The sequence below is a fragment of the Allocatelliglobosispora scoriae genome (assembly GCF_014204945.1).
Lineage (GTDB): Bacteria > Actinomycetota > Actinomycetes > Mycobacteriales > Micromonosporaceae > Allocatelliglobosispora > Allocatelliglobosispora scoriae.
In genome coordinates, this window is the sequence record NZ_JACHMN010000002.1 from 1,024,615 (window position 1) to 1,037,809 (window position 13,195).

The 13,195-nt window shown below is 68.9% G+C and carries 12 protein-coding genes; 6 read left to right on the top strand and 6 right to left on the bottom strand.

The window, feature by feature from the left end:
* Window positions 1-28: 28 nt before the first annotated feature.
* Entirely contained in the window at window positions 29-685 is a 657-nt protein-coding gene (locus F4553_RS10325; RefSeq protein ID WP_184834869.1) for a hypothetical protein, read from the bottom strand.
* 329 nt (window positions 686-1,014) lie between these two features.
* Between F4553_RS10325 and F4553_RS10330 the strand changes: the two genes are divergently transcribed.
* The 4 genes from F4553_RS10330 to F4553_RS40105 all read left to right on the top strand — a co-directional run bounded on the left by F4553_RS10330 (window position 1,015) and on the right by F4553_RS40105 (window position 5,923).
* On the top strand, window positions 1,015-1,914 hold the full coding sequence (locus tag F4553_RS10330; RefSeq protein ID WP_184834871.1) for a hypothetical protein: 900 nt from the start codon (window positions 1,015-1,017) through the stop codon (window positions 1,912-1,914).
* A gap of 193 nt (window positions 1,915-2,107) precedes the next feature.
* Window positions 2,108-2,773 (top strand): hypothetical protein, encoded by a 666-nt coding sequence (locus F4553_RS10335; protein ID WP_184834873.1) that lies wholly within the window; start codon window positions 2,108-2,110, stop codon window positions 2,771-2,773.
* On the top strand, window positions 2,770-5,238 hold the full coding sequence (locus tag F4553_RS42340; protein WP_221469844.1) for a helicase HerA domain-containing protein: 2,469 nt from the start codon (window positions 2,770-2,772) through the stop codon (window positions 5,236-5,238). Before F4553_RS10335 ends, F4553_RS42340 begins: the two co-directional genes overlap by 4 nt.
* Window positions 5,222-5,923 carry an ATP-binding protein gene (locus tag F4553_RS40105; RefSeq protein ID WP_221469845.1) on the top strand — a complete coding sequence of 234 codons (702 nt, stop codon included), beginning with the start codon at window positions 5,222-5,224 and terminating at the stop codon, window positions 5,921-5,923. Before F4553_RS42340 ends, F4553_RS40105 begins: the two co-directional genes overlap by 17 nt.
* Before the next feature lie 2 nt (window positions 5,924-5,925).
* Here the strand turns inward: F4553_RS40105 and F4553_RS10345 are convergent, their stop codons facing one another.
* The 3 genes from F4553_RS10345 to F4553_RS10355 form a co-directional block, all read right to left on the bottom strand.
* The gene (locus tag F4553_RS10345) at window positions 5,926-6,768 is read right to left on the bottom strand and encodes a hypothetical protein (RefSeq protein ID WP_184834875.1); all 843 of its coding nucleotides are present in this window, start codon (window positions 6,766-6,768) and stop codon (window positions 5,926-5,928) included.
* A 62-nt stretch (window positions 6,769-6,830) separates the two neighbouring features.
* Entirely contained in the window at window positions 6,831-7,571 is a 741-nt protein-coding gene (locus F4553_RS10350; RefSeq protein ID WP_184834877.1) for a lycopene cyclase domain-containing protein, read from the bottom strand.
* The gene (locus F4553_RS10355) at window positions 7,568-8,545 is read right to left on the bottom strand and encodes a phytoene/squalene synthase family protein (protein WP_184834883.1); all 978 of its coding nucleotides are present in this window, start codon (window positions 8,543-8,545) and stop codon (window positions 7,568-7,570) included. The genes F4553_RS10350 and F4553_RS10355 overlap by 4 nt, the downstream gene beginning before the upstream one ends.
* A gap of 125 nt (window positions 8,546-8,670) precedes the next feature.
* On the opposite strand from F4553_RS10355, the gene F4553_RS10360 reads away from it, so the two are divergent.
* Both F4553_RS10360 and F4553_RS10365 read left to right on the top strand, forming a co-directional pair.
* A complete protein-coding gene (locus F4553_RS10360; protein WP_184834885.1) occupies window positions 8,671-10,041 on the top strand; it encodes a carotenoid oxygenase family protein in 1,371 nt (456 codons plus the stop codon).
* Window positions 10,038-10,847 (top strand): class I SAM-dependent methyltransferase, encoded by an 810-nt coding sequence (locus F4553_RS10365; protein ID WP_184834887.1) that lies wholly within the window; start codon window positions 10,038-10,040, stop codon window positions 10,845-10,847. Before F4553_RS10360 ends, F4553_RS10365 begins: the two co-directional genes overlap by 4 nt.
* Here F4553_RS10365 and crtI read toward each other — a convergent pair.
* Together crtI and F4553_RS10375 are read right to left on the bottom strand one after the other, a co-directional pair.
* Window positions 10,837-12,318 (bottom strand): phytoene desaturase family protein, encoded by a 1,482-nt coding sequence (crtI, locus tag F4553_RS10370; RefSeq protein ID WP_184834889.1) that lies wholly within the window; start codon window positions 12,316-12,318, stop codon window positions 10,837-10,839. The two genes, F4553_RS10365 and crtI, sit on opposite strands and share 11 nt — an antisense overlap.
* A 69-nt stretch (window positions 12,319-12,387) precedes the next feature.
* Window positions 12,388-13,179 (bottom strand): HAD family hydrolase, encoded by a 792-nt coding sequence (locus tag F4553_RS10375; RefSeq protein WP_184834891.1) that lies wholly within the window; start codon window positions 13,177-13,179, stop codon window positions 12,388-12,390.
* Window positions 13,180-13,195: the final 16 nt, after the last annotated feature.

Consider the following 13,195-nt stretch of genomic DNA (forward strand, 5'->3'; position numbering starts at 1 on the left):
ATTGCCCCTATCACGCGTTCGGCTACCATCAGTTCAGCGGGTACTGCTCCCACAGATCTCTGAACGGATCGCGCTCTTTAATTGCACGGCCAAGCTCGGGTCGAATTCGCTCGCAGCTTCCCAGTAGATCCTCGACGAGCGCAGCCACCGGCATGTGGAAAATCGGCTCACGATGGGCGATCCTGTTCCGAAGGCGGTAGAGTCCATCAATCTGCTGATCTGCGGCGAAGCGTGGCGTTCCTCGAGGGAAGGCCTTGTGCAGTGCGGGTACCCAGAGGGACTTCTCCCTGGACGCCGCGGTAAGGTAGCGCCAGAAATCCAGCGATAAGTTGGCGACGATATTGGCCGGGGTTGCTTTCTCTTTGAGCCGCGAAATTGCCTTGCCGATGTTCTTCTTGTTATGGAAATTGAGGTCCCGGCCGTCCCGCATTATGGTCGCCAGAACCGGGCTGGTCGGATCGCGCAGCCAATGATCCGTCCCCGTCCACCAATCAGTGATGACGGCGTCGTAGGAATTGCGCATCGCCAACTCCCACTCTCCGAGCCCTTTCATGATCTCTCCGCCCACCTCCCGGTCCCAATCGACGAGCGCAATGGCTCGGGCGCGATCACCGCGTGCGGCATGGACGAACTTCGCGAAGCGCTCGCGACCCAGCCAACTCTCGTACCAGTCGGTGTCAGACATGGGTGTGTACAACCTTCCCGTGAGGTGCTATCGTCAATTCAAAGCCCCGGACCGACCGATGACCCTTGCGGTTATGTCGCCGGGGCCTTTTCGTTGCCCACCGACGCCATCAGCGCAGCCAGAAATGGCGACACGGTGACCTTCTGTCACCGCACCGAAGCGGACGGCTGTCGAGGAATCAATCTGGCTTACGGCGGCGAATACGTCAATGGGCACTTCAGCGGCGTGCGGCGGCGATTGGCCTATCCAGTCCAAGATCTGACACTTCCCGGCATTCATGTGAGCTGATAGGTTCGAGGGCTTTGCACTTTGAACCTAGGGAGATTTCAGTGCGGGAAAGCCTCGACGAGGTAGTGGCACGGACCAGCAACTTCGGCTACCTGATGGCCTACGAACCGCTGCTCGCCTACGACGGTGCGGCGGCCCAGGCGCACATCTACAGCGATGTGGACACGGTGACGTTTCACGCCCGGCGCTTCGCCGAGGTAGTGACCCGCAAGGCAGCAGCCCTGCTCGGCCTGGAGGACGTGCCGCGATCGCTTCCCGACCGAGTCGCGGAACTCGACCGGCTGGGCGTGCTGGCTCCCTGGATGCAGCAGGCGATCTACGAGATCCGGACGGCGGCCTACGCGGCGATGCACGGTCACCTCCACGATCCGGTCAAGGTCGTCATTGCCGTACACGGCTGCTTCGACCTGGGCCTCTGGCTGCACAACACGATCACGTGCCAGCAGCAGGCACGCCCCTTCGTGCCGCCGCGGTTGCCCGATGGGACCGTCGCACAGCCCGAGCTACAGGCGTTGCTCGCCGCCCACGAACGGCGACTGATCGCGATCGGTTTGACGCGCCGGGCGAGCGCGGGCAGATCGGCAGCGACCAGGGCCGGCGCAACGGCTGATGCGATCTCCCGGACGACAGCCGAGCGGGACAACGGCACACTTCTACGTGCTCGAATGGGCGAATTGGAGAGCCATGCGGCGTCCTCCCTGCTCGGACTGGCGGACCGGCTGGCACAGGACGTTGCCCGCTACGAAACAGTGCATGACGCTTTCCGAGCGAGTGCGGAACGGGCCGACGCCGTCGTGGAGAGCGAGATGAAACTGCTGGCCATCGCGGCCTCGACACCGGCCGGATTGATCCCACGGCCGTCGGCGCCGATGAGCGCCAACAGCGGCTGCGGGCACTACCCCACGATCGTCGCCGGGGCGGGACGAGTTCGTCCTCAGTAGTAGCCGCGAAGCCGCGAACAACTAATGATGGCCGACAATGCTGGTTTATAGGCCAAATGTACATAAATAAGAAACGTTCATCGACTGCCGTACTCGGCGGTACTCAGCGAACATAGCCTGGCGCAAATATCCCGTACGTCACCCTCCCGCCGATCGATCAGTCGGCGGCTTCGAGCCTTCGGAGACACCCCACATGTCGGAGATCCAGCTCAGCCCCAATGCGCGGCAGTCCCTGATAGGACTGCTCCTCCTCGAAGGGGAAGCGACAAACCCGGTCCTCAAGACGCGATTCAGCCTTGAGATCGGCAAACCGGCGCGCGAAGCACTGATCAAGGCGGGATTTATCACCGCGCAGAAAGGCACGGAGAAAGGTACGAAGCAGACCATGTACCACACGCTTACCAAGTCCGGATGGGAGCGCGGACGCACGGAGATGACGACGCCTCCACCGACCAGCAGCGGAGCGGTCGCCTGGGCGCTGCTGCTCTACGGGGTGCTCGGCAGGATGGACCGGCTGATGACCGAGAAGAACCTCACGGTAGAGCAGGTCTTCTCCGCTTCCGATATTGGCGACGAGGTCCCCGCGATCGACGACCGAGCACCAGAGGATCGGGTACTCGACGCCTACTCGAAGCTGGCGAAGCGGCCCGGTGATCTGGTCAGCCTCGTGCATCTGCGGGACAGCCTGGCCGACATCTCGAAGGCAGATCTCGACCGCGTACTCAAGGCCATGGATCGCCAGCGGACCATCCAACTGGAGCCGGACCCCAACCGCAAGGCGCTGCCGCCGGAGGCTCATGAGGCGGCAATCTCCATCGGCGGTGAAGACAAGCACCTGATCACGATTGGCCGCGCGTGAACGACGACGAGAGGCGCACACTGGCCGCCCTCCGCCCCGAGTGGTCACCAACAGGCGAAGACGTATGGTCGTCGCCGCCTGCCCATGTGGATGGCCTCAACCCCGACGTCACGAGGGCAGTTTTCGCAGCTTTCGATCAGGCTGAGGTAAACAGCGTCTCCATGCCAGTCGGGGTGGTCATCGAAGGTCAGCATGGCTCAGGCAAGACCCACATGCTGAGTTGGATACGCGAACAGGTCCAGCGGCGAGCCGGCTACTTCTTCCTGCTCGGAATGCCGCACGGCCGCGGCTTCTGGGACACGTTGGTACAGGCGTATCTCGGTGGTCTCATGCGCCCAGCCGACCGTCATCGCGATCAGCTGACGATGCTGTTGGACGGACTGGCCGAGCGGGCCGACGTCTCGATCGATCTGCGGGCCCAAGTCACAGGACGCGCAGCGCTCACCGTGGAGGGCCTGGGCAGATTCGTCGAAAAGGTCCGTGCGAAGGACCCTAGGATAGGCAAGAATTGTCAGTTCACTCTCCGCGCGCTCGTGCTCTTCGGATCCGCTAAGCCCGACCTGCAAGATCTCGGCGAAGCTTTCCTCATCTCACGCAGCGACCGGGAGTCGGAGGACAGCTGGGCGAGTTGGGGCCTTCTACGGGAGCCCAAAAAGCCTCAGGAGACCCTCCAGGAGATCTCCCAGCTCCTCACGCTAACAGGCCCGTGCGTTCTCGCCGTCGATCAGATCGACCCGGTCTTCGCGCACGCCCGCCGCTCGACCACCAGCTTTCACCTGCGTGGAGCAGGGTCCGAGTCATCCGAAAAGATTCAACTCGCCGAGGATGTCGGCAATGGACTCATGAGCGCTCGAGAATTGTTGTCGCGCACGGTCATCGTCGTGGCGTGCCTACCTACCACTTGGACCCTAATTCGCAACCATGCGTTGGAGTCGACAACGGATCGTTTCCGCCAAGAGAGCCGACTGAGCAGAATCCCCTCACCAAGTGTGGGAGAGAACCTCATCCGCACCCGCTTCGCGCCTCGGTTCGCCGCCGCCGGCTTCAAGCCGCCCTTCCCCACCTGGCCCATCGCACCAGAAGCGTTCGACGACGCGCAGGACTACACCCCGCGTCTGCTATTGCAGCGTGTCGACCGGCACATTCGCGACTGCCTCAACGCCGACAAGGTGAGCATCCTGACGGATCTCAGCGACTCGGTCATCCCGCTGGAGAAGAAGGTCGCGGTCGTCTCGACCGAGCAGGCAGCCGCGTTCGAAGCCCGCCTGAGTGACCTGAAAAAGCAAGTACAGGTCGACAGCGCACTGGTCGCAGCCTCGGAGGACCGTGATCTACCGGAGATCCTGGTCGCTGGTCTCAGCGCCTATGTTCGCGAACAGGGCGGCGACACGGACCGCTACGACGTCAAGATCAGTCCGGGCGGTAGCACGACCGTGCACGCGATGCTGAAGGAGACGATCGACGAGGCGTCCGACGACTGTGTGTTCTGGTATTTCCGAGGACTTGCCAGCACACATCACGCTGCAGTGCGGCCACGCATCGAACGGGTCCGCCGTTTCGTCAGTCTCGATCCGGCAGCTCCGCAGCGCAAAGCCATCCTATTACGCAACGGGGATTGGCCACGTGGACCGGTGACCAAGTTGCGCGTCGACGAATTCCTGGCCGAGGGTGGCGTGCACCATGGAATTTCTGTTGATGATCTCAAGACGTTCAGCGCGCTCGGGACGATGCTGAGGGAGGCCGATCCGCTGCTGGACGCGTGGCTTGCCTCGGCTCGCCCGGCGAGCCGCACCACGCTCTTCACAGATGTCTTCGGCCCGCAGTCCGGAAGTGGAGACGTGGTCACCGACCCGCCGACCGACCCCGGCGGTCCCTCATCCGGACACCCACAGGAACAACCCGGCACGGACACGCTCAGCGACGAGGAGAGTCTCGCGATCGGGTCGTCGTTCAAGGACGGCTCACAGGTCCGGGTATCCCTGCTCTCGCTGCGAAAACACGCCGTCATCTTCGCCGGATCGGGTTCGGGAAAGACCGTGCTGATCCGGCGCTTGATCGAGGAGTGCGCTCTTCGCGGCGTGTCCACCATCGCCCTCGACCCCAACAACGACCTGGCCCGCCTCGGCGATCCATGGCCGGAGGCACCGGCCTCCTGGGGCATCGGTGACGAGCAACGGGCCAAGGACTACCTCAACGGCACCGACGTCGTCGTCTGGACGCCGCGCCGAGAGTCCGGGCGGCCGCTGAGCCTGCAGCCGTTGCCGGACTTCAGCGCCGTGATGGACGATCCCGACGAGTTCGAGCTGGCGCTCGACACCGCCGTCGCCGCACTGGCGCCCCGGGGCCCGGATGGGCGGCAACACCGCGAAGATGGACCGGGGCAAAGCTGTGTTACGAGAAGCGATGTCCTACTACGCCAGGCGAGGCGGGTCTCGACTGACCGGGTTCGTGGATCTGCTCGCTGAGCTGCCTGATGACGTGACATCGCTGAGCAAAGCCGCCGAACTCGCTCATGACATGGGCCAGACTCTCACCGCAGCGATGATCAATGATCCGCTCTTCGGCGGCTCAGGCGTACCCCTTGATCCGGGGATACTGCTGACACCCTCGCCCGGCCGACGAGCCCGGATCTCTGTGATCAGCCTCGTCGGCCTTCCCACCAACGAACAGCGCCAGAGCTTCGTCAACCAGCTCCAGATGGCGCTCTTCGCCTGGATCAAGCAGCATCCCGCCGGCGACAGACCGCTCGGCGGGTTGTTCGTGATGGACGAGGCTCAGACCCTCGCTCCGTCCGGCGCGATGACCGCCTGCACCGAAAGCACGCTGGCGCTGGCGAGCCAGGCTCGCAAGTACGGCCTAGGGATGATCTTTGCAACGCAGGCGCCGCGAGGCATCCACAATCGAATCGTCGGCAATGCGGCGACCCAGTTCTACGGCTTCCTCAACAGCCAAGCACAGATCGCGGCGGCAAAGGAGATGGCCAGTGCCAAGGCCAGCAATGTGCTGGACATCTCGCGGCTGAGCGCAGGCCAGTTCTACGCCGTCGGCGAGGGCCTGGCCTTTCAGAAGCTAGCGACGCCGATGTGCCTCAGCCATCATCCCAACAGCGCGTTGACGACCGAAGAAGTGCTCGAACGGGCCCGTGCTTAAGGTCAGAGGGCCGGTGGCGCGATCTCGTCGCGGCCGCGGCCGCGCAGGGAGACGACGGCGGCGACCAGCACGAGCAGCACCAGGAGCGCCGCACCGCCGATGATCAGCCCCATGCTGAGGATGCCGGCCGAGTCGATGCCCCCACCCGTCGACAGGATGCGGTCCGGACCGCCCGCACCGCCGCCCGGCACCACGGGGAAGTCCGACTCCACGGGCCCCTCGGTCGCCGACGCCGACGCCGCAGCGGACGGCGAGGCCGAGGCGGAGGCGCTCGCGGTCGCCTTGACGGAGGCCGAGGCGGACGGCTTTGCGGACGGCGTCGAGACCGGTGGCGAGGTCCTGGTGCAGGGGATGATGCCGTCCACCGTGACGGTGAGCGGAGCCGTGTTGTTGCCGGGCTTGGACTCGTGCTTGTAGACCGCGCGGACCTTGCCCGGAGTCGTGCACGCCTGGACGGTGAAGTCGAACGTGCCCCAGATCGGTCCCGGGTCGCTGCCCGGGCCCTTGCCGTCGGGGTGCAGCTCGCCCTCGACCTTGCAGGTCATGTGCTTGTGCGCCACCGCCACCTGGCACATGCCGGTCGTCACCCGCTGCTCCAGATCCGGGCCGAAGACCGTGCCGCCGGGCGCGACGATCTCGACGGCGACCGTGTCGGACTCGGTGGTGTTGGGGCCGTAGTTGTGGATCGCCACCTCGACGACGGCGACGGCGCCCAGGGGTGCGTGCCCGGTCCGGGTCTCCGGCGACAGATCGGCGGCGTAACCGTTCGCGGCCTGGGCTGCGAGGGGGAACGACAGCGCTGCGGCCCCGGCGAGCAGGGCGATGAATCCACGAACAGACCGCACGGCCCGATCCTCACGTTTCCACCGATAGAGATCAGGACGTTAGCACCCGCGTCCGAACCCGGCTATGCCACATGGACAGTGACGGATTCCGCGTTCACCTCCGGTTCGGACGGTTGCGGGCGGGCCGTCGCGAGCAGCACGACGGCGTTGACGACGACCACGTTGACCATCAGGAAGAACAGCGCCTCCTCGATCGGCACAGCGGCGACGTGCAGGCCGGTCGTGTGCCGGGTGCTGATCCACCATGAGCCCAGGCTGAGCGCCACCTGGTCCGCGATCCAGAACCACGCCGTCGGCACCGCCACGGCGAGCAGCCGCAGCCGCCGGGCCGCGCGCAGCCGCCGCCCGCCGAAGGCGGTCTGCGCCGCGAGCGCGGGCGCGAACCAGGCGAGGATCGCGGTCGCGTAGAACATCCTCGGCTCCACCACATGCACGACCACGGCCGCGCCGGCCACGAGCAGCCACGCCACCGCACCCAGCGCGGGACTCCCGGCCTCCCCATGGGTACGCCGCCAGCGCCCCACCAGCCACAACGCCCATCCGCCGGTGGTGATCGTCATCCCGACCATGAAGAGGTACTCCTCGTAGGGGACGAGGAGGAACCGTCCCAGCACCCCGTCGGGCGGGTAGCCCCAGACCCCGTTGCGGATCAGCCAGCTGTCCCACGGCGTGGTGTAGGCGAGGGCGACGGCGATCAGCCCCGCGATCACCAGCCGCGCCCGCGACGGCGACCCGGCGACGACGATCAGCCCGCACAGGGTGGTGGGCGCGACGAACCAGCAGAGGAAGGCGGCGTAGCTCATGGCGTACCCGCCATGGGGTTGATCGCCGGGGTTGCCCGTGCCCCGGCGAGCTCGGACCGGACCGCGGCCCGGCCGGCGAGGGCTGCCCCCGCCGCCACGGTGAGCCGGCGCGGCAGCGGGACGCTGACACGCCGGTCCAGGATGTCGTAGCCGGCCGCCTCGACCCGGCCGAGGATGTCGCCGTAGAGGCGGAAGGCGGTCCGCACGCAGGGGCGCGACGACGCGGCGAGCATCGCGATGCCGGGCTCGGCGAGCCGGTAGTGCTCGCGGGCGCGGGCGATCTCGAAGCGGAGCAGCTCGGCGACGGCGGCGGGGTGGCGCCGCGCGGCGAGGTCGGCCGCCGTGAGCCCGTGGGCGCGCAGGTCCTCGCGGGGCAGGTAGACACGCCCGCGGCCGAGGTCCTCGCCGACATCGCGGATGAAGTTGGTGAGCTGGAAGGCGAAGCCGAGCTGCCGGGCCGGTTCGCGGGCGGCGGCCGGATCGGCGGCCTCCAGCACGGGCAGGGTCATCGTGCCGATCACCGCCGCCGATCCCTCCATGTAGGAGAGGAGGTCGTCGTAGGTGTCGTAGCCGTCGCGCTCGGTGTCCATCGCCATCGACGCGAAGAAGCTGTCGAAGTCGGCGCGGGGGATGCCGAACGCGTGGATCGTGTGCACCACGGCGGTGAGGATCGGGTGGTGGCAGGGCTCCCCCGCGAGCGCGGCGGCGAAGTCGGCGGCGAAGCTGGTCAGCACCCGGCGCCGCTGCGCCGCGTCGGCCGAGACCGTGACGTCGTCGACGAGTTCGTCGGCGTATCGGGTGAGGGCGTAGAGGGCGTGGATGTGCCGTCGCTTCCAGCGGGGCAGCAGCATCGTCGCCAGGTAGTAGGTGCGGCCGTGGTGCGCGTGCAGCAGGCGGCAGCGCTCGTATGCCGCCGTCAGCGTCCAGTCGCTGCCGAGGGACGCGATGCCGGACGCCTGCGGGGAGGTGGGCATCCTCGCAGCGTGCATCGGTGGCAGCCGACGGGCCACCGGCTGTGCCGCCAGGCGGAACGAGGCCTTGGCCATGCCCGCGGGCGGCCATACGGTCGGGGCACGCGGTGGCAGCCTGGGAGGTTCGCATGGACCCGATCGACCGGCCCTACCTGCACGGGGCCTTCGCACCGGTGGATCGGGAGACGACGGCGCTGGACCTGCCGGTGCACGGCACGATCCCGGCGGAGCTCGACGGGCTCTTCGTCCGCAACGGCCCCAACATGCTGCGCCGGGCCCGGCGCGGTGAGGGCAACGTGCCCGACTTCACCGGCGAGGGGATGCTGCACGGCGTACGGCTGCGCGGCGGCCGGGCCGAGTGGTACCGCAGCCGCTTCATCCGGTCCCGATCGGCCCGTCGGGCCGCCCCCGGTCCCCGCCCGCCGGGGCCGCGGCACTCGCTGCGGGACGTGGTGAACACCAACGTGGTCGCCCACGGTGACCTGCTGCTGGGCCTGGTCGAGGCGGGCTGCACCCCGGTCCGGCTGTCGTCCACGCTGGAGACCGTCGAATACACCGATCTCGGCGGGACGCTGCCGCACGGGTATTCGGCGCACCCCCGGCGCGACCCGGTCACCGGCGAGCTGCACGCCATCGCCTACTCCCCGCTGCTGCCCTTCCTGGAGTACATCGTGCTCGACGGCGACGCCCGGGCCCGGACGGTGCAGCGGATCGAGGTGACGGGCCGGCCGCTCGTGCACGACATGGCGCTGACACCCCGGTTCGTCCTGTTCCTCGACAGCCCGGTCGTCTTCCGCATCATCGGCGCGATCACCGGGCAGGCGCCCTTCGCCTGGGATCCGCGCCGGGCCAACCGGATCGGGGTGCTGCCCCGCGACGGCGGCGGCGCGGTCCGGTGGTTCGAGGTCGCGCCCGGGTTCTCGTTCCACCTGGTCAACGCCTACGAGGACGGCGAGGCGATCGTGCTGCGCACCTGCCGTTACGAGCGGCTCTTCGAACCGGGGCAGGCCCGGCCCTTCGACCGCAGTTCAGTGCTCTGGGAGTACCGCGTCGACCTGCGCAGCGGCTCGGTGGCCGAGGAGCAGCTCGACGACCGGGACGAGGATATCCCCGGCATCGACGGCCGGCTCCAGGGCAGGGACCACCGGTGGGCGTACACCCTGGCGTTTCCCGACCCCAGCGGCGTGCGCGAGCCGGGCGCGCTGCTCAAGCGCGACCTGCGCGACGGCTCCGTCAGCGAGAGCGACCTCGGCCCCGCAACCGTCCCCGGGGAGGCGGTCTTCGTCGCGTCGGGGCCCGGCGAGGACGAGGGCTGGCTGCTCAGCTTCGTCTACGACCGCACGACCGACCGCAGCGAGCTGGTCATCCTCGACGCGCCGGAGTTCACGGCACCGCCGATCGCCCGCATCCGCCTGCCGATCCGCGTCCCGGTCGGCTTCCACGGCTCCTGGGTCCCCGACGCCTCGCTCGACGCCATCGACCGCGCCCTTTCCCGATGAGAAGCAAACCCGTGCCGACCGACCGCTACAGCGGCAGCCCCCTCAGCCACGCCCACCCCAGCGAGGCGACCCGCCTGCGCTCGCTGGAGCTGATGCTGGATCCGCTCACCGTCACCGCCCTCGAAGGGCTGCGCCCGCGCCCGGACTGGCGCTGCCTGGAGATCGGCGGCGGTGGCGGCTCGATCGCCCGCTGGCTCGCCAACCGCTGCCCGGCCGGTTCGGTGCTCGCCACCGACGTCGACGTCACCCTGCTCGACACCGGCGGCGCGCCCAACATCACCACGCAGGTGCTCGACCTGCTCACCGATCCGCTGCCCGAGGCGGCCTTCGACCTGATCCACGGGCGGGCGGTGCTGGTGCACCTCGGCGATCGGGACGCGATCATCGCCCGGCTGGCCCGCGCGCTGGTCCCGGGCGGCTGGCTGGTCGTCGACGATCCCTGCGTCTTCGGGCTGGAGAACTGCCCCTACCCGGCGATGCGACGGCTGGTGCAGGCCTTCGACGACTGCACCGCCCAGGTGATGGGCTCCGACATCCGCTCGCCCCGCCGGCTGCCGCTCGCCTTCGCCGCGGCAGGCCTCGTCGAGCTCGGCCTCATCCACACCCCGCTGCTGGTCGGTGGTGGCGGCAGCACCATGGAGGTCGCGCTCGTCTCCACGCTGGAGCGGATCAGGCCGATGATGCTCGCGCACGGCACGATCACCGAGCGGGAGTACGCCGAGGGCATGGCGCTCTTCGCCGATCCTTCCTTTCTCGACACCTCCTTCGCGCACCTCGCCGTCTGGGGGCGCGCACCTAGCCGGTGATCCGCTGTGCGGCGAGCCGCCCGGAGATCAGCACCATCGGCACCCCGACCCCCGGCACCGTGCCGCACCCGGCGAGCACCAGGTTGGCCACCCCCGGCAGCAGGTTCGGCGGGCGGAACGGGCCGGTCTGGCCGAAGCTGTGCGCGAAGGAGAAGGGCGTGCCGCTCACCAACCCGTCCCGCTGCCAGTCCAGCGGGGTGATGATCCGGCTCGTCCGCACGCTCGCCCCCAGACCGGCATAGCCGCGCTCCTCCAGCGTCGCCAGCAGCCGCTCCTGGTAGGCGGGGGCGAGGGTGGACCAATCCTGGCGGCCGACGGCGAGATTGGGGACGGGAGCCAGCACGTAGAAGGTCGAGCCGCCGTCGGGGGCGAGCGCCGGATCGGTCCGGGTCGGCTGGGTGACGAGCAGGGACGGGTCGCTCATCAGCTGGCCGTCATCGATCAGCTCGGTGAAGATCTGCCGCCAGGCGGTGCCGAAGTGCAGGTTGTGGTGCGCGGTGTGGTGGGAGGTTTCGCCACGCGTACCCAGATGGAGGAGAACGCACGACGGCGCCGCGCGCAGGCGCCCGGGCCGAGCCGGTCGCAGCCGCTCGGGCAGGAGGTCGTAGGCGGCGGGGAGGTCGGCGTTGACGACCACCGCGTCGGCGGGGATCCGCTCGCCGGTGCTCGTGACGACCGCGACCACTTGGTCACCGCGCAGCTCGAGGTGCTCGGCTCCGGTGCCGAGGCGCACGTCGACGCCGTGCTTCGCCGCCGCACCGGCCATCGCGACGCCGATGGAGTGCATGCCGCCCTCGGGGAAGTAGACGCCCGCGACGGTGTCCATGTAGCTGACGATCAGGTAGAGCGCGAGCGCCTGCTGCGGCGAGAGGCCGACGTAGAGGGCCTGGAAGGAGAAGATCCGGCGCAGCCGCTCGTCGGTGAAGAACTGGCCGACCTTGGGCGCCATCCGCCGGAAGCCGCCCATCGCGACGAGCCTGACGAGGTTGAGGCGCACCAGGTCGAGCGGGGAGTCGACGTTGCGGTCGATGAAGTCGCGCATCGAGGTGCGGTAGAGCGCCTCGGTGAAGGCGGCGAAGCGCAGGTAGCCCTGCGCTTCACGGGGCCCGCAGAGGCGCTCGACCTCGGCCGCCATCCGCTGCGGCTCGCAGTGGACGTCCAGTGTGGAGCCATCGGCGTAGTGCGCGCGGTAGGCCGGGTCGAGCCGGTGCAGGGTCAGCCACTCCTCGCGGCGCTCCCCCACCGCCGCGAGCGCGTCGTCGATCAGGTGCGGCATCGTCAGCACGGTCGGGCCGGTGTCGAAGCGGAACCCGTCGAGCTCCAACCGGCCCGCCCGGCCGCCGGGCCGGTCGGCGCGTTCGAGCACGGTGACCGATCGGCCCGCGCCGCGCAGGTGCAGGGCGGCCGAGAGCCCGCCGAGCCCGGCACCGATGACCACGACGTGGTCGGTCTTCCCCGCAACTGTCCGCACCCGTCCGAGCCTGCCCCCTCGGCGGAGCTGCGGCAACGCGCCGTGCTGTGGGACGGGACACGTGCTCGCTCAGGGCGTGTTCTCCAGCATGGCGGTCAGGTAGGCCGCGACCCCGCCGTCCGGCGTGCGGGTCGTCATCTCGTCGAGCACCGCCGGATGCGCCCACGCGACCGCGACGCCCTGCCCGGCCCACCGCAGCATCGGCAGGTCGTTGGGCATGTCACCGAAGGCGATCACGTCGCCGGGCGCCACGCCCAGCCGCGCCGCGACCCAGGCCAGCCCGCTCGCCTTGGTGACGTGCGGGGCCGACAGCTCCGCCAGCCCGTAGGTTCCGGAGTAGCTGGCGTTGAGCTGCCCGGCGACGGTCGCCCCGATCAGCTCGTGGTGGTCGGCGTCGGGCTCGCCCGGCCACCGGGCGACGAGCTTCGGCACCGGCAGGGAGACGAGCTCTGCCGTCGACACCTCGCGGATCTGCCGCCGCGGACCGTGGGCCGGCGCCGGGTAGCCGGCCTCGTGCACGAACTCGGCCTCGCGCTCGGCGCCGAAGCGCAGCCCGGGCAGCCGGGCCCGGAGCCGGTCGGTCTGCTCGGCGAGGGTGGCGGGCGGGATCAGCCACTCCGCCAGGGTCCGACCGGTCACCGGGTCGATCACGAGAGCGCCGTTGCCGCAGACCACCGGTGCATCCGTGGGCACCGCCGCGAGGACCGGGGCGAGGCCGCCGAGGCACCGGCCGGTGGCGACGACCACCGGGATGCCCATCGAGCCGAGCCGGGCGAGCAGCGCCGTCGTCCGCGACGGCACCCGCCCGGTGCCGTCGGTGAGGGTGCCGTCGAAATCGGTGGCGATCAGGCGGGGCAGCACCCGGCTCGGCCCGGGC